10 protein-coding genes and 1 pseudogene are annotated in these 15,922 nt (G+C 74.5%); 3 read left to right on the top strand and 8 right to left on the bottom strand.

Translation table 11 applies throughout. From position 1 onward, the window contains the following. Positions 1-89: 89 nt before the first annotated feature. Positions 90-1,730, bottom strand: a complete 1,641-nt coding sequence (locus tag ACFF45_RS11685) for an ABC-F family ATP-binding cassette domain-containing protein (protein ID WP_381345443.1) — start codon at positions 1,728-1,730, stop codon at positions 90-92. A gap of 48 nt (positions 1,731-1,778) precedes the next feature. Next, a pseudogene (locus tag ACFF45_RS11680) lies at positions 1,779-2,792 on the bottom strand (oxidoreductase). A 64-nt stretch (positions 2,793-2,856) separates the two neighbouring features. Between ACFF45_RS11680 and ACFF45_RS11675 the strand changes: the two are divergent. After that, positions 2,857-3,825: an FAD-dependent oxidoreductase gene (locus ACFF45_RS11675; RefSeq protein ID WP_381345441.1), complete on the top strand. Its 969-nt coding sequence runs from the start codon at positions 2,857-2,859 to the stop codon at positions 3,823-3,825. 81 nt (positions 3,826-3,906) lie between these two features. Here ACFF45_RS11675 and ACFF45_RS11670 read toward each other — a convergent pair whose 3' ends face one another. Beyond that, complete coding sequence (locus ACFF45_RS11670) at positions 3,907-5,778, bottom strand: Xaa-Pro dipeptidyl-peptidase (protein ID WP_381345439.1); 1,872 nt, start codon at positions 5,776-5,778, stop codon at positions 3,907-3,909. A 235-nt stretch (positions 5,779-6,013) separates the two neighbouring features. Between ACFF45_RS11670 and ACFF45_RS11665 the strand changes: the two genes are divergently transcribed. After that, complete coding sequence (locus ACFF45_RS11665; protein ID WP_381345437.1) at positions 6,014-7,543, top strand: M1 family metallopeptidase; 1,530 nt, start codon at positions 6,014-6,016, stop codon at positions 7,541-7,543. A 98-nt stretch (positions 7,544-7,641) separates the two neighbouring features. On the opposite strand, the gene ACFF45_RS11660 is transcribed toward ACFF45_RS11665, so the two are convergent. Together ACFF45_RS11660 and ACFF45_RS11655 are read right to left on the bottom strand one after the other, a co-directional pair. Then, complete coding sequence (locus ACFF45_RS11660; protein WP_381345527.1) at positions 7,642-8,550, bottom strand: PfkB family carbohydrate kinase; 909 nt, start codon at positions 8,548-8,550, stop codon at positions 7,642-7,644. Between the two features lie 159 nt (positions 8,551-8,709). Further along, positions 8,710-10,176, bottom strand: a complete 1,467-nt coding sequence (locus ACFF45_RS11655; protein ID WP_381345435.1) for an amino acid permease — start codon at positions 10,174-10,176, stop codon at positions 8,710-8,712. A 258-nt stretch (positions 10,177-10,434) separates the two neighbouring features. Between ACFF45_RS11655 and ACFF45_RS11650 the strand changes: the two genes are divergently transcribed. Further along, a complete protein-coding gene (locus ACFF45_RS11650) occupies positions 10,435-11,142 on the top strand; it encodes a MerR family transcriptional regulator (protein ID WP_381345434.1) in 708 nt (235 codons plus the stop codon). On the opposite strand, the gene ACFF45_RS11645 is transcribed toward ACFF45_RS11650, so the two are convergent. Genes ACFF45_RS11645 through ACFF45_RS11635 form a run of 3 tightly spaced genes read right to left on the bottom strand, consistent with a single transcriptional unit; the run spans position 11,128 to position 15,758 of the window. After that, positions 11,128-13,326, bottom strand: coding sequence for a 3-hydroxyacyl-CoA dehydrogenase NAD-binding domain-containing protein (locus tag ACFF45_RS11645; RefSeq protein ID WP_381345432.1), 2,199 nt, complete (start codon positions 13,324-13,326; stop codon positions 11,128-11,130). The two genes, ACFF45_RS11650 and ACFF45_RS11645, sit on opposite strands and share 15 nt — an antisense overlap. A 33-nt stretch (positions 13,327-13,359) precedes the next feature. Then, on the bottom strand, positions 13,360-14,574 hold the full coding sequence (locus ACFF45_RS11640) for an acetyl-CoA C-acetyltransferase (RefSeq protein ID WP_381345430.1): 1,215 nt from the start codon (positions 14,572-14,574) through the stop codon (positions 13,360-13,362). Beyond that, a complete protein-coding gene (locus ACFF45_RS11635) occupies positions 14,571-15,758 on the bottom strand; it encodes a CaiB/BaiF CoA transferase family protein (RefSeq protein WP_381345428.1) in 1,188 nt (395 codons plus the stop codon). The genes ACFF45_RS11640 and ACFF45_RS11635 overlap by 4 nt, the downstream gene beginning before the upstream one ends. Positions 15,759-15,922: the final 164 nt, after the last annotated feature.

The following is a 15,922-nucleotide window of genomic DNA, read 5'->3' as shown; positions in this document are numbered from 1 at the left end:
GGGCCCGGGCCACCACCGCCGGCCGCGCCGGTGGTGGCCCGGGCCCGGGGTGTTTCCCAGGCTCCTCGGGGGCGTCGCCCCGCGCTCCGCTAGCGCTCGGTCACCTTCCCGTCGGCGACCTCCAGCCGGCGGGTGACGCGGACGGCGTCCAGCATGCGGCGGTCGTGGGTGACCAGCAGCAGCGTGCCGGTGTAGGCGTCGAGCGCCGACTCCAGCTGCTCGATGGCGGGCAGGTCGAGATGGTTGGTCGGCTCGTCCAGCACCAGCAGGTTGACGCCCCTGCCCTGGAGGAGGGCGAGGGCCGCGCGGGTGCGCTCGCCCGGGGAGAGGGTGGCCGCCGGACGCAGCACGTGACCGGACCTCAGGCCGAACTTGGCCAGCAGGGTGCGCACCTCGGCCGGCTCGGTGTCGGGGACCGCCGCGCAGAACGCGTCGAGCAGGCTCTCCGGGCCGTGGAACAGCTTGCGGGCCTGGTCGACCTCGCCGACGAGCACCCCGGAGCCGAGGGCGGCGTGCCCGGCGTCCAGCGGGACACGGCCGAGGAGCGCGCCGAGCAGGGTCGACTTGCCCGCGCCGTTGGCGCCGGTGACCGCGACCCGGTCGGCCCAGTCGATCTGGAGGGAGAGAGGGCCGAGCGCGAAGCCGCCGCGCCGGACCTCGGCGTCGCGCAGCGTCGCGACGACCGCGCCGGAGCGGGGCGCGGAGGCGATCTCCATGCGCAGCTCCCACTCCTTGCGCGGCTCCTCGACCACCTCCAGCCGTTCGATCATGCGCTGGGTCTGCCGGGCCTTCGCGGCCTGCTTCTCACTGGCCTCGCTGCGGAACTTGCGGCCGATCTTGTCGTTGTCGCCGCCCGCCTTGCGGCGGGCGTTCTTCACGCCCTTGTCCATCCAGGCGCGCTGCATCTGCGCCCGGTCCTGGAGGGCGGCCTTCTTGTCGGCGTACTCCTCGTACCCTTCCCGCGCGTGCCGCCGGGCCACCTCGCGCTCCTCCAGATAGGCCGCGTAGCCACCGCCGTAGAGGGTGGTCCGCTGCTGGGCGAGGTCGAGTTCGAGGACCTTGGTGACCGTGCGCGTGAGGAACTCACGGTCGTGGCTGACGACGACGGTGCCGGCGCGCAGGCCGCCGACGAAGCGTTCGAGGCGCTCCAGGCCGTCCAGGTCGAGGTCGTTGGTGGGCTCGTCCAGCAGGAAGACGTCGTAGCGGGAGAGCAGGAGGGAGGCGAGGCCGGCGCGGGCCGCCTGGCCGCCCGAGAGGGACGTCATGGGCTGGTCGAGACCGACGGCGAGGCCGAGCGAGTCGGCGACCTCCTCGGCCCGTTCGTCCAGGTCGGCGCCGCCGAGACCGAGCCAGCGCTCCAGGGCGGCGGCGTAGGCGTCGTCCGCGCCGGGCGCCCCGTCGACCAGCGCCTGGGTGGCCGCGTCCATGGCCCGCTGGGCCTCGGCGACGCCGGTGCGGCGGGCCAGGAACTCCCGGACCGTCTCGCCCGGCCTCCGCTCCGGTTCCTGGGGCAGGTGCCCGACGGTGGCGGTGGGCGGGGACAGGTGCAGCTCGCCCTGCTCGGGGGCGTCGAGCCCGGCGAGCATCCGCAGCAGCGTGGACTTCCCGGCGCCGTTGGCGCCGACCAGCCCGATCACGTCGCCGGGCGCGACGACCAGGCCGAGGCCGGCGAAGAGGGCGCGGTCGCCGTGCCCGGCGGCGAGGTTCTTGGCGACGAGGGTGGCAGTCATCAGGGTGCCGATCCTAGAGGGTGTCCCGCCCGGCTTCCGCGCCGGTGCTCACCGTGCCACCGCCGCCTCCGGCACGCTCCCCGCCGTCCGCGCCACCCCGCAGGCCTCGCCCCGGACGGCCTGGGCGTCCAGCGGGACGCGGTGGCGGCCCGGTTCGCGGAGCCCGTCGAAGACCTCGTGGGTGCGGGTGCGGAAAGGCCGGCCGAGGCGGTACGCGGTGAGCCGGACGCGGCAGGCCGGGCTGACCTCCGCTTCCGCCTCGCCGTCGGCAGCGGCCAGGCGGGTGAGGCGCCGCTCCACCGGGCTGCCATCGAGACCGCGTTCGATCTGGGCGACCGGCAGCGGGGCGACCGGGGCGAGTCCGTCGGCGTACGCCACCGCGACCCCGGCGCGGGCGAGGGCCCGGCGCACCGCCGCGCGCTCCGGCTCGCCGGCCCCGCGGCCGAAGGCGACCGCGCCGTAGCCGCGCAGTTTCCCCGGCGGGTACGCCGTCGGCGTCCCGGGTGATGTCGGCACCGATGCCGATGGTGCGCAGCGCGGCGGCGAGCCGGGCGAGCAGGGCGGCGCGGGCGCCGATCCGCAGGACGCGGCGGCTGCCGGGACGCCGGCGCCGAGCAGGGAGGTCAGGGCCGCGCGGTACCCGGCGCCCTGGAAGCGGAACGGGCCGATGCCCCGGTGGCCGTTCGGCTCCGGGTCGGCCCGCTCGGTGGTCTGCCCGGCGAAGTCCCGCCACACGTGGTCGTCGCCGGCCCGCCCGATCACCGCGGTGACCGCGCCGCACGCCAGGTCGGCGCACTCGGGGCAGCCGTGGCTGACGTACCGCTCCGCCGGACAGCGGCGCCTCGGCCGCCGGCAGGCCGCGCACCTGGGCGGTGAAGACGGCGGGCGGCACGTCGGCGGCGAGCGGCGAGACGGCGTCCGGGTCGCAGAGCCGGAACAGCAGCGGGCGCCCGTCGACGACGAAGTCCACGAGGTCCCGGCGCATGGGGCAGGCACCGGCCTCAGGACTCCACCGGCACGCATCGCCGGTGCCGGGCCGAAGGTCGCGCACGCGGCAGGCATACGGTGAGTCTCCCCACCGTCGCGCGCTCTGATCGCGGCATGACACATCCGCTACGGTCCGCGCATGACGAACGGGACGAGGGACGACGTGGTGGTCGTCGGCGGGGGCGTCGTCGGGCTGACGACGGCCGTGGTGCTGGCCGAGAGCGGGCGGCGGGTACGGGTGTGGACGCGGGACCCCGTCGAGCGGACCACCTCGGCGGTCGCGGGCGCGCTGTGGTGGCCGTACCGCGTCGAGCCGCTCCGGGCGGCGCGCGGCTGGGCACTGCGCTCCCTGGACGTCTACGAGGAGCTGGCCCGGCGCCCCGAGGTCACCGGCGTACGCCTGGTCGAAGGGGTGATGGGCGGAACCGGCCTGGACGAGACCAGGGCCTGGGCGGCGGGCCGGCTGCGGGGGCTGCGCGTGGCGACGCCCGAGGAGTACGCCGGGCCGGCGGGGCTGTGGGCGCGGCTGCCGCTCATCGACATGCCGGCCCATCTGGCCTGGCTGCTGCGGCGGCTGGCGGCCGCGGGCGGGGTGGTCCAGCAGCGCGCGGTGGCGGCGCTGGCGGAGGCGGACGCGCCGGTGGTGGTGAACTGCGCGGGGCTGGGCTCGCGGGAGCTGGTGCCGGACCCGTCCGTGCGGCCCGTGCGCGGGCAGCTGGTCGTGGTGGAAAACCCCGGGATCCGCACCTGGGTCGTCTCCGAGGACGCCCGCGGCGGGCTCGCCTACGTCCTCCCGCACCCGGACCGGCTGGTGCTGGGCGGCACCTCGGAGGAGGACGCGTGGTCACCGGTGCCGGATCCCGCGGTGGCCGAGGCGATCGTCCGGCGGTGCGCGGCCCTGCGTCCGGAGATCGCCGGGGCGCGCGTGCTGGACCACCGGGTGGGGCTGCGGCCGGCACGGCACGCGGTGCGGCTGGAGCGCGACGTGCTGCCGGACGGGCGGGTGCTGGTGCACAACTACGGTCACGGCGGCGGGGGCGTGACGGTCGCGTGGGGGTGTGCGTGGGAGGCGGCCGGGCTGACGGGGGCAGTGGGGTTTCCCGGGTGAGCCGGTGACCGGCCGGGGTGAGCCGGTGACCGTGCCCGTGGGCGGCGCGGCCGGGATGGCCGCGCCGCCCCCCGGGGTGGGTCAGCCGGTGGCCCGGGTGAAGGCGGTCGCGCCGCCGGTCAGGGGGACGCGGGCGGAGGTGCGGGACAGGTCCAGGGTGAGCGTCGGGGTGTCGGCCGGAGGGTCGATGAGGTCCCTGTCGGTGCCCGCGATGATCAGGGCCAGCCGGTGGCCCGCCGGGACGACGTGGTCGGTGGCGGCCAGGTCGAGGGTGATGGTGTACGGCCGGCCCGGTGTGAGCGGGCGGCCCGACAGGGCGGAGGCGTGGTTGCCGAGGTCGGCCCAGCCGCGGCTGACGACCGTCCGGCCGACGTCGGCCGGCTTGGCCCGGGTCTCCTGGTAGCAGGCGCTGTCGCCGGTGGTGGAGGCTCCCCAGCAGGTGCGCTCGGGAAGGGTGGTGATGCCCTCGGCGGCGTCGGCGTAGTCGCGGACGGTGGCGGGGCCGAGGTCCACGAGGACGGCCGACAGGTGGGCGGTGGGGGTGCTGGGGGTCGCGGTGACGGTGACCTGGGAGGAACCGGACAGGCGCAGGTCCCGGGTGAGGGGGCGGGTGACGAAGCCGGCCTTGTCGGGGGTGGTCCGGTCGGTCTCCGCGGCCCAGTCGGTCTCGCCGCGCGCCGGGTCGTCGGTGAAGGTCTCGGTGCCCGTGCCGGGGCGCAGGCCCAGGGTGCCGACGCCGGGCAGGGTGCCCCGGGCGGGACGCAGACGCACGGTGGCGGTGCCGCGGGGCGGCCAGGTCTTCGCGGTGACCCACTGGTCGGGGTGGCGTTCGACGTCGGCCATGGGTTCGCGGTCGATGCCGTTGTCGTAGCCGAGGAGTTCGTGGTCGAACCAGCGGTGCAGGGTCCGCACCCAGGTGGCGCGGCGGAAGTCGAACGGGTCGACGTGGCCGGTCTGGGAGAGCCAGATCTTGCGCTGGACGCCGTTTCGGGCGAGGGCGTCCCACCACGGGCCGACGTGCTGCATCCGCACGTTGAGGTCCTGCATGCCGTGCACCAGGAAGACACTGGCCCTGACCCTGCTCGCGGCGCGGACGTGGTCGCGCTCGGTCCACAGCGGCGTCCAGTCGCCGGTGCGCGGGGCGCCGTCGGCGAGTCGGCGCTGCACGGCGCCGCAGCGGGCGCGGGCCCCGGGACTGTTGACGCGGTCGGCCAGCCGGTCCGGGCCGGAGCCGTACAGCGGGGCGCCCTCGGCGAAGTAGTAGGCGTACCAGGAGGAGATGGCGCCGATCGGCACGATGGTCTCCAGGCCCTCGACACCGGTGGCGGCGACGCCGTTGGCGATGGTGCCGTCCCAGCTCTTGCCGATCATCCCGGTCCTGCCGTTGCTCCAGCCGGCGTCGGCCGTGGTGGTGCCGGTGCGGGTGGTGTAGGCCGTGCCGCGCCCGTTCAGCCAGTCGACGACGGCCTTGGCGGACCGGACGTCGGAGCGGCCGCCGACGTCGACGCAGCCGTCGGAGCGGCTGGTGCCGGCGAGGTCGACGGCGGCGAAGGCGTAGCCGCGCGGTACGAAGTAGTTGTCGTAGTACAGCGGGGTCTGCACGACGTGTCCCTCGGCGTCGTACGTCTTGCGCTGGCTCTCGTTGCCCCGGCCGCAGCACGCGTAGTACGGGCCGGCCTCCAGGATGACGGGCACCTTGCGGCCCTGCCGGTCGGGTTCGCGCGGGCGGACGACGTCGACGGCGACCCGGTCGGTCCTGCCGTCGCCGTCCCCGTCGAGGCCGGTGTCCACCCAGACGGCCTCGCGGACGGCGGAGTCGTACGCGTAGACGGGCCGGCTCTCCCGCGGGGTGCCGTGTGCGGTGGCGGGGGTGAGCAGGGTGGCGGCGAGGGCGGCGGTGGCCGCCGTGGCGAGCGGTCTCCACAGGGTGGTGAGGCGCGTGCGTGTCGGCATGCGCCGGACGGTACCGCCGTCAACTCCGGTGCAGAAGAGGACGGCTGAGCATCACTCGGACGGCCGAGCGCCGCCTCGCGGCGCGGCCGCGGGCCCGGAGGCAGGTGCTCGGGCCGTCCGGGTGTATGACGGCCGAATGGCGATCTTGTGACATCGGATGTCGTGGACAGGCCCGTGGCGCCCGGGTCTGAATAGGCTCCGAACGGTCAAGCCACCCCGACGACTTGGAGCTCCAGTGCACCGCAGAATCATCACGCCGGGCGCACTCGCGGCGGCCTCCCTCCTGCTGGCGATCCCGGCATCGGCCGCGAGCCACTCCCCCGGCGCCCCGGGCATCGGTGACCCCTACTACCCGGCGTACGGCAACGGCGGATACGACGTCTCCCACTACGACCTCAGGCTCACGTACCAGCCGGCGGACGACCGGCTGGCGGGCACGGCGACCCTGCTGGCGCGCACCACGCAGGACCTGTCCCGGTTCAACCTGGACTTCCTGCTGGACGTGAGCGAGGTGCGGGTCAACGGCTCGAAGGCGGCGTTCGCCACCTCGGGCGAGCACGAACTCCAGATCACTCCGAGCAGGCCGCTGGCCGAAGGGACCTCCGTCACCGTGGTGGTGCGCTACAGCGGGGTGCCGTCGTCTAAGCGGGCGTACGGCTTCACCAGCTGGCTGCGGACGGCGGACGGCGGGGTCGCGGCCGGTGAGCCCGAGTCGGCGTGGTGGTGGTACCCGAGCAACGACCACCCCCGGGACAAGGCCACCTTCGACGTCTCGGTGCAGGTGCCGGACGGCACCCAGGCCATCTCCAACGGCACGCTTCAGGCGACGAGTTCCCGGGCCGGCTGGACCCGCTACAGCTGGCGGTCCGACAAGCCGCAGGCCACGTATCTCGCCACCCTCGCGGTGGGCCGGTTCGACGTCACGAGGGCGACGACGGACAGTGGCATTCCGGTCATCAACGCCTACAGCAAGGATCTGGGCGGCCACGACGGCGCGGCACGCGCCAGCATCGAGCGGACCGGCGAGATCGCCGACTGGCTGACCGGCTACTTCGGGCCGTATCCCTACAACGCGCTCGGCGGATACGTGCCGAACACCACCACCGGGTACGCGCTGGAGACGCAGACCCGGCCCTTCTACAGCCCGCGGCAGTTCGCCAACGGGGCGAACACGTCCCTGGTCGTGCACGAACTGGCCCACCAGTGGTACGGCGACCTGGTGTCGGTGTCCCAGTGGCGGGACATCTGGATCAACGAGGGCTTCGCCCGGTACGCGCAGTGGCTGTGGTCCGAGCACGAGGGCGAGGGCACGGCCCAGGAGATCGCGGACTACGTGTACGCGTCGCGCCCGGCGGACGACCCGTTCTGGACGGTCCGTCCCGGCGACCCGGGGCCCGAGAACCAGTTCCACCTGGCCGTGTACGACCGGGGCGCGCTGGCCCTGCAGGCGCTGCGCAACGCGATCGGTGACGAGGACTTCTTCGCGATCCTGAAGGGCTGGCCGCACACGTACGCGCACGGCGACGCCTCGGTCGACGACTTCGTCCGGTACGCGGAGCGTGTCTCCGGCGAGCGGCTGACCGGGCTGTTCGACACCTGGCTGTTCCAGCCGTCGAAGCCGGGCGCGCCGGCGGCGGCGGACGCCGCGCTCCCGACCCGGGCGGCGGGCACGGAGGGTGCGCCGCGGCAGCCGGCGTCGTGGAAGAAGATCGCGGCGACCAACGGCGTCCACGACCACGGGGACGCGCACGGGCACACCCGCTAGTCCCCGCCAGTGCGAAGGCGGCGCGCCGCGGCGGGGACCGGTGTCCCGGCCCGGCGCGCCGTCCGCACCGCACGGAACGGCCGCTCGCGCCCACGCGGTCAGGCGTCCGCCCCGGCCGCGCGGGCGAGCAGTCCGTCCCGCCCGATCGCGTCCGTCCGGGTCGACGGCACCGTGCACGCGTGGGCGCCGGCCAGCGCGCCGTACAGGGCGCATCTCCGGGGCGGTTCACCGTTCAGGTGGCCGAAGAGGAAGGCCGCGGCGAAGGCGTCGCCCGCGCCGTTGGAGTCCACCACCGGGGCCGGCGGCCGGACGGCCGGGACACGGGTCAGCTCGCCGTCGGCCAGCAGGTGGGCGCCCTCGGCGCCGGCGGTGGCGACGGCCACCCGGGCGCGGCCGCGCCCGGCGATCCGGCGCAGGGTGCGCCCGGGGTCGGGCAGCCGGGCGGCGGACACGAAGACCACGTCCGCCGCCCGGGCGAACGTCTCGTGGTAAGGGTTCTCGCCGTCCCAGTCGTGCAGGTCGGTGGAGATCGTCACGCCGCTCTCGCGCAGCACGGGCAGGGCGTGCGCGCACGGCTGGGTGATGGAGACGTGCACGTGGCGGCTCCGGCCGGCCAGCTCCCGGAGCGTGGCCTCGGGCAGCCGGTCGTCGGGGTGGCCGCGGCTGCTGTCGTACAGGGACAGCCGGCGGCCGTCGGGGCCGACCAGGTTGACCGCGCGCTTGGTGCCGGCGGGCTGCGGGACGGCGGTGAGCGCGATGCCCCGCTCCCGGTGCAGCGCGCGGACCAGCTCGCCCTCGGGGTCGTCGCCGAGCAGGTCGAGGTGGTGGGTGCGCAGGCCCAGCGCGGCCAGGCCGAGGGCGACGAAGTCGCCGGTCTGGCCCGCGCGGGTGCGGATCCCGTCGTGGATCATGTAGCTGTCGGCGTACGGGAGCGGCAGCTGCGGTACGTGGACGATGGTGTCGACGCCGGCGCCGCCCAGCACGAGTACGTCGATGTCGCGGCTCAGCTCCGAACCTCCCCCTGGTCGTGGACCGTCGCCGGGGCACCGCGGCGCGCCGGCCGCTCACACCGGTGAGCGGGCGGGCGGCCGTGTGCCGCCGGCCGGGGCGCAGCCTATCCGCTGCGGCCCGGGTGAGAGCGGGTCCGCCGCCGGCCCGCCGGCTGCCTACCCGGTCGGCCCGGTCAGCTCCTGCTTCGCCGTGCGCGACACGCGGCGGCGGACGGCGAACCAGCCGCCGACCAGCAGCACCGCGATCAGCGGCACGAGCAGCAGGGTCTTGCGGCCGACCTCGGGGTCGTTCGCCATCATGCCGAGGCAGGCGAGCAGGAAGGCGATGGTGGCGATCTCCGTGACCGGGCTGCCGGGGAGACGGAAGTGCGGCCGCTCCACCAGGCCCGCCCGGGCGCGCCGGACGAAGACCAGGTGGCAGACCATGATGATCACCCAGGTGCTGACGATGCCGAGGGAGGCCACGTTCAGCACGATCTCGAAGGCCTGGGCCGGCACCAGGAAGTTCAGGCCGACGCCGAGCACGCACACCGCGCAGGTCAGCAGGATGCCGCCGTAGGGCACCTGGCTGCGGTTCATCCGGGCGGTGAACCTCGGGGCCGAGCCCGCCATCGCCATCGAGCGCAGGATGCGGCCGGTGGAGTACAGGCCCGAGTTCAGGGACGACATCGCGGCGGTCAGGACGACCAGGTTCATCACGTCCCCCGCGGCCGGGACACCGATCCTCGACAGGACGGTGACGAACGGGCTCTCGTCGGCCGAGTAGACCGAGCCGGGCAGCAGCAGGGCCAGCAGGACCACCGAGCCGACGTAGAACAGGCCCACCCGCCACATGATCGAGTTCACCGCGCGCGGGACGACCTTCTCCGGTTCGGCGGTCTCGCCCGCGGCGACACCGACCAGCTCCAGCGCGGCGTAGGCGAAGATCACGCCCTGCACGACCAGGACGACCGGCATGACGCCGTGCGGGAGGACGCCGCCGTTGTCGGTGATCACGCTCGGGCCGGGCGTCGTGCCGCCGACCTCGTGCCGGGTGACCAGCAGGAAGATGCCGACGAGCAGGAAGGCCACCAGCGTGGCGACCTTGATGATCGCGAACCAGAACTCCATCTCGCCGAAGATCTTCACCGAGATCAGGTTCACCGCCAGGACCACCGCCAGGGCGATCAGCGCCAGCACCCACTGCGGGATGTCGGTGAACAGGCTCCAGTAGTGCGTGTAGAGCGCGATCGCGGTGATGTCGGCGATACCGGTCGTCGACCAGTTCAGGAAGTACATCCAGCCGGCGACGTACGCGCCCTTCTCGCCGAGGAACTCGCGCGCGTACGACACGAAGGACCCGGACGACGGCCGGTACAGGACCAGCTCGCCCAGCGCCCGGACCACGAAGAAGGCGAAGACGCCGCAGACCAGGTAGGCCAGGGCGAGCGCCGGGCCGGCGCTGTGCAGGCGGCCGCCGGCCCCCAGGAAGAGGCCGGTGCCGATGGCGCCGCCGATGGCGATCATGTTGACGTGGCGGGCCTTGAGGTCCTTGCTGTAACCGGCGTCGCCCGCGTCGGCGGGCGTCGTGGGCGCCCCGTTCCCGGCGGCGGTCCTGGCCGTGTCCACGGCGTCGTTGCTCACGGGTGGTACCACTCCCTGGTGCGCCCGAGCGTCGTGCGCCCGGGTGTCCGTACGTGACTCCGGTCCGTCCCCGCGCTCGTGACGTGGCACGGACCGAGGCAGCACTTTCCCACACGCATCACCTCGCGGGCGGTGGTCCGGGTCGCGGGGCATCACTTCGCACAGGGTCGCCGCACGACCACCGCATGATCACCCCGGGTCCGCCACCGTGTGCCCATGGGGTTTCACAGCACCGGTGGGACAGCGATACTGCTGCACATGACGACCGACGCCGGGGAGCCGAGCCTCACGATCGACGAGCTGGCCGCCCGGGCGGGCGTCACGGTGCGCACCGTGCGCTTCTACGCCGGCAAGGGACTGCTCCCGCCCCCGGTGCTCGGTCCCCGCCGGGTGGGCCGCTACGGTCCGGTCCACCTGGCGCGGCTGGCCCTGGTCGAGGAGTTGCAGCGGCAGGGCCTGACCCTGGCGGCGATCGAGCGGTACCTGCGGCAGCTGCCGCCGGACCTCACCCCGCACGACCTGGCCCTCCACCGCGCGGTGGTGGCCTCGTGGGCGCCGGACGCGGTGGAGACGGTGTCGCGGCGGGAGCTGGAGCGACGCGCGGGACGGCCGCTGGGCCCCGAGGACCTGGCGCGCCTGTCGGCGATGAACGTCGTCGGCGCGGCCGGCGAGGACGCGTTCCGGGTCGACCCCGGGCTGCTGCGGCTGGGCGTCCAGCTGCTCGACGTGCCGCTGTCGCACGAGGCCGTCCTCGCGGCGCGCGCGGTGCTCGTGGAGCACTCCCGCGCCGCGGCCCGCGCCCTCGCGGAGCTCTTCCGCGGCGAGGTGGCCGACCGCGCCGCCGGGGACGTGAAGTCCCTGTCGGCGCACATGCACCCGCTGGTGGTGCAGGCGCTGCTGACGGCGTTCCAGCGGTCGCTGCGGGAAGAGCTGGGCGAGTGGCCCGGCGGGTCAGGAACGGACTGAGTCGGTGAACCGCTCGCCCTTCCCGGCCTTCTCCACCAGCAGCGCCGGCGGCTCGAACCGCTCCCCGTAGCGCTCGGCGAGCTCACGGGCGCGGGCCACGAAGCCGGGCAGGCCGGTACCGCCCCCGCCGCCGTCGTAGCCGTTGACGTACTGCAGCACGCCGCCGGTCCAGCCGGGGAAGCCGATGCCGAGGATCGAGCCGATGTTGGCGTCGGCGACCGACGTCAGCACGCCCTCCTCCAGCAGCCGGACGGTGTCCAGGGCCTCGGCGAAGAGCATGCGCTCCTGCATGTCGCGGAAGGGGATGTCGGTGCCCGGGCGGGTGAAGTGCTCCCGCAGGCCGGGCCACAGGCCGGTGCGCCCGCCGTCCTCCGCGTAGTCGTAGAAGCCGGCGCCGCCGCTGCGGCCGGTGCGGCCGAACTCGTCGACCATGCGGTCGATGACGGCCTCCGCCGGGTGCGGGGTCCAGGTGCCGCCCGCCTCCTGCACGGCCCGCCTGCTCTCGTCGCGGATCCTGCGCGGCAGGGTGAGCGTCAGCTCGTCCACCAGGGACAGCACCCTGGCCGGGTACCCGGCCTGGGCCGCCGCCTGCTCGACGGAGGCGGGCTCGACGCCCTCGCCGACCATGGCCACGCCCTCGTTGAGGAAGTGGCCGATGACCCGGGAGGTGAAGAAGCCGCGCGAGTCGTTGACGACGATCGGCGTCTTGCCGATCTGCCGGACCAGGTCGAAGGCGCGGGCGAGGGTCTCGTCGCCGGTCCGCTCGCCCTTGATGATCTCGACCAGCGGCATCTTGTCGACCGGCGAGAAGAAGTGCAGCCCGATGAAGTCGGACTGGCGCTCGACGCCCTCGGCGAGGGCGGTGATCGGGAGCGTGGAGGTGTTGGAGCACAGCAGCGCGTCCGGCGCCACGACCTGCTCGGTCTCCTGGAAGACCTTGTGCTTGAGCGCGGTGTCCTCGAAGACCGCCTCGATCACCGCGTCGCACCCGGCGAGGTCCTGGACCTCGGCGCTGGGCGTGATGCGGGCGAGCAGCGCGTCGGCCTTCTCCCGCGTCGTCCGGCCCTTGGCGACGGCCTTGGCGCACAGCCTCTCGGAGTGGCCCTTGCCCTTGAGGGCGGCCTCCAGGGAGACGTCCTTCAGGACGACCTCGATGCCGGCCCGCGCGCACGCGTAGGCGATGCCCGCGCCCATCATCCCGGCGCCGAGGACGGCCGCCTTGCGGACCTGGCGGGGCTCGACGCCCGGGGGGCGGTTGGCGCCGGAGTTGACGGCCTGGAGGTCGAAGAAGAACGCCTGGATCATGTTCTTCGAGGTCTGGCCGGCCGCCAGCTCCACGAAGTAGCGGGCCTCGATGACCTGGGCGGTCTCGAAGTCGACCTGGGAGCCCTCGACGGCGGCCGCGAGGATGTTGCGCGGGGCCGGGTAGGGGGCGCCGTTCGTCTGCTTGCGCAGGTTGGCGGGGAAGGCGGGCAGGTCGGCGGCGAACTTCGGGTGGGCGGGCGTACCGCCGGGGATCCTGTAGCCGGGCCGGTCCCAGGGCTGCTGCGACTCGGGGTGGGCGTCGATGAAGGCGCGCGCCTTGGCGAGCATCTCCTCCGGGGTCTCGGCCACCTCGTCGACCAGGCCGTTGTCCAGGGCGCGGCGCGGGCTGTACTGGGTGCCCTGGAGGAGGACCTTCAGCAGGGCGTCGGCGATGCCCAGCAGACGGACCGTGCGCACCACGCCGCCGCCGCCGGGCAGCAGGCCGAGGGTGACCTCGGGGCAGCCGATCTTCGAGCCGGGCGCGTCCAGGGCGACGCGGTGGTGGCAGGCCAGGGCGATCTCGTAACCGCCGCCCAGGGCGGCGCCGTTGATCGCGGCGACGACCGGCTTGCCCAGGGTCTCGATGCGGCGCAGGTCGCGCTTGACCGCCAGGCCGCCGTCGAACAGTTCCTGGGCGGTCTCGGGGGTGACCCGGATCAGGTCGCGCAGGTCGCCGCCGGCGAAGAAGGTCTTCTTGGCGGAGGTGAGGACGACGCCGCGGACGGAGTCCCGCTCGGCCTCCAGCCGGTCGGCGACCGCGGCGAGGGAGTTGTGGAAGGCCTGGTTCATGGTGTTCGCGGACTGGCCCGGGTCGTCCAGGACGAGGGTGACGACGCCGGTCTCGTCCTGCTCCCAGCGGATGGTGGTGCTCTCGGTCATGGCTTCTCCGTATCGGGGTCCGGGACGGGCCGGTCAGACGCGTTCGACGATCGTGGCGACGCCCATGCCGCCGCCGACGCACAGCGTGGCGAGGCCGAACCGCTTGTCCTGGCGCTCCAGTTCGTCCACGAGGGTGCCGAGGATCATCGCGCCGGTGGCGCCGAGCGGGTGGCCGAGGGCGATGGCGCCGCCGTTGACGTTGACCTTGTCCAGGTCCAGGCCCATGTCCTTGACGAAGCGCAGGACGACCGCGGCGAACGCCTCGTTGATCTCGACCAGGTCGATGTCGTCGATGGTCAGCCCGGCCTTGGCGAGCGCCTTGCGGGTGGCGGGGGCGGGACCGGTGAGCATGATGGTCGGCTCGGAGCCGGAGACCGCGACGGAGACGATCCGCGCGCGGGGGGTGAGGCCGTACCGCTCCCCCACCTCCCGGGAGCCGACCGCGACGAGGGCGGCGCCGTCGACGATGCCGGAGGAGTTGCCCGCGTGGTGGACGTGGTCGATCCTCTCCACCCAGTGGTACTCCTGCAGTGCCACGGCGTCGAAGCCGCCGAGGTCGCCGATGTCCGCGAACGACGGCTTGAGCCCGGCCAGCGAGTCGGCGGTGGTGCCGGGGCGCAGGTGCTCGTCGCGGTCGAGCACGACCAGGCCGTTGCGGTCCCGCACCGGCACGACCGAGCGGTCGAAGCGGCCGTCCTTCCAGGCGTGGGCGGCCCGCTCCTGCGACAGCGCCGCGTACGCGTCGACGTCCCGGCGGGAGAAGCCCTCGATGGTGGCGATCAGGTCGGCGCCGATGCCCTGCGGGACGAAATTGGCCGCGAGGTTGGTCATCGGGTCGTGGAACCAGGCGCCGCCGTCCGAGGCCATCGGCACCCGGGACATCGACTCCACGCCGCCCGCCAGGACGAGGTCCTCCCAGCCCGAACGGACCTTCATCGCGGCCATGTTGACGGCTTCCAGGCCGGACGCACAGAAGCGGTTCTCCTGCACGCCGGCCACCGTGTCCGGCAGGCCGGCGGCGATCGCGGCGATCCGGGCGATGTCGGAGCCCTGGTCGCCGACGGGGCCGACGACGCCGAGCACGATGTCGTCGACGGCGGCGGGGTCGAGGTCCGGGAAGCGGTCGCGGATCTCGTGGATGAGCCCCACGACCAGGTCGATGGGCTTGGTGCCGTGCAGGGCGCCGTTGGCCTTGCCGCGTCCGCGCGGGGTGCGGATCGCGTCGTACACGTACGCTTCGGTGGTCACTGGGCGGCCTTTCGGTGAGGGGCTGTGGACGGGGCCTGGGACGTCCCGGACCCGCCGGGCGCCAGGCCTGGCAGGTCCCAGTCGCGGGCCACGTCCGCGGTGTGGGCGCCGGGCTCTGCCGGGCCGGTGCGGACCGCGGTGGGGGTGGCGGAGAAGCGGGGGGCGGGGGCGGGCTGGGTGATGCCTCCGTGGTCGGTGAAGGTGCCGCGCGCGGCGAGATGCGGGTGGTGCGGGGCCTCCCGCAGCGACAGGACGGGCGCCACGCAGGCGTCGGTGCCCTCGAAGACGGCCGTCCACGCGTCCCTCGTACGGGTCTTGAAGCGGGCGGCGACGGCCTCGCGCAGTTCACTCCAGCGGGCGACGTCCTCGCGGGCCGGGGCCCGGTCGGCGATGCCGAGCAGCGTGACGAACTCGTCGTAGAACCGCCGCTCCAGCGCGCCGACCGCCATGTACCGGCCGTCGGCCGTCTCGTAGGTGCCGTAGAACGGGCAGCCGCCGTCCAGGAGGTTGGCGCCGCGCCGGTCCTGCCAGGCGCCGGCGGCGAGCATGCCGTGGATCATCGCGGCGAGGTGGGCGGCGCCGTCCACGATGGCGGCGTCGACGACCTGGCCGGTGCCGGTGGCGCGGGCGTGGTGCAGGGCGGCGAGGACGCCGACGACGAGGTAGAGGGAGCCGCCCGCGTAGTCGCCGAGCAGGTTGGCGGGGACGGCCGGGGCCTCGCCGGGGCGGCCGATCAGGCCGAGGGTGCCGGTCGGGGCGAGGTAGGCGATGTCGTGGCCGGCGCGGTCGGCGAGGGGGCCGTCCTGGCCCCAGCCGGTCATCCGGCCGTAGACGAGCGCGGGGTTGCGGGCGTGGCAGGCCTCGGGGCCGACGCCGAGGCGCTCGGCGACGCCGGGGCGGTAGCCCTCGACCAGGATGTCGGCGCGGGCCGCGAGGTCCAGGACACGGGCCGGGCCGTCGGGGGACTTGAGGTCGACGACCACCGAGCGCTTGTTGCGGTGGGTGACGTCGTGGGCGGGGTCGATCGCGAGGCCGGGGCCGCCGGGGCGGTCCACGCGGACCACGTCGGCGCCGAGGTCGGCGAGGAGCATGGCGGCGAAGGGGCCGGGGCCGATGCCGGCCAGTTCCACCACCCGGACGCCGGTGAGCGGGCCGTGCGGTGACGGCGTCGTCGCCGTGGTCATCGAGCCCCCTGTCGCTGTGACACGACCGGTGTAACACCGGTGATGGTAGGAACGGGTTCCCGTCGGGCACGAGGCCTGGACGAGCAAGCGCTTGAACATCAAGGGTGCCAGGCGGTGGGCCGCACCACCACGCGGACGCGGCGTCAGGTCACGGGCCACCTCCG

It is taken from the genome of Streptomyces cinereospinus (assembly GCF_042430725.1).
Taxonomy (GTDB): Bacteria; Actinomycetota; Actinomycetes; order Streptomycetales; family Streptomycetaceae; genus Streptomyces; species Streptomyces cinereospinus.
Note: the sequence above shows the minus strand (reverse complement) of the source record. Positions and strands in the feature narration are given on the sequence as shown.

Coding starts and splice junctions, on each gene's coding strand:
- ACFF45_RS11650 (WP_381345434.1), top strand. CDS start 10,435: ATGACGACCGACGCCGGGGAGCCGAGCCTCACGATCGACGAGCTGGCC.
- ACFF45_RS11635 (WP_381345428.1), bottom strand. CDS start 15,758: ATGACCACGGCGACGACGCCGTCACCGCACGGCCCGCTCACCGGCGTC.
- ACFF45_RS11675 (WP_381345441.1), top strand. CDS start 2,857: ATGACGAACGGGACGAGGGACGACGTGGTGGTCGTCGGCGGGGGCGTC.
- ACFF45_RS11645 (WP_381345432.1), bottom strand. CDS start 13,326: ATGACCGAGAGCACCACCATCCGCTGGGAGCAGGACGAGACCGGCGTC.
- ACFF45_RS11685 (WP_381345443.1), bottom strand. CDS start 1,730: ATGACTGCCACCCTCGTCGCCAAGAACCTCGCCGCCGGGCACGGCGAC.
- ACFF45_RS11670 (WP_381345439.1), bottom strand. CDS start 5,778: ATGCCGACACGCACGCGCCTCACCACCCTGTGGAGACCGCTCGCCACG.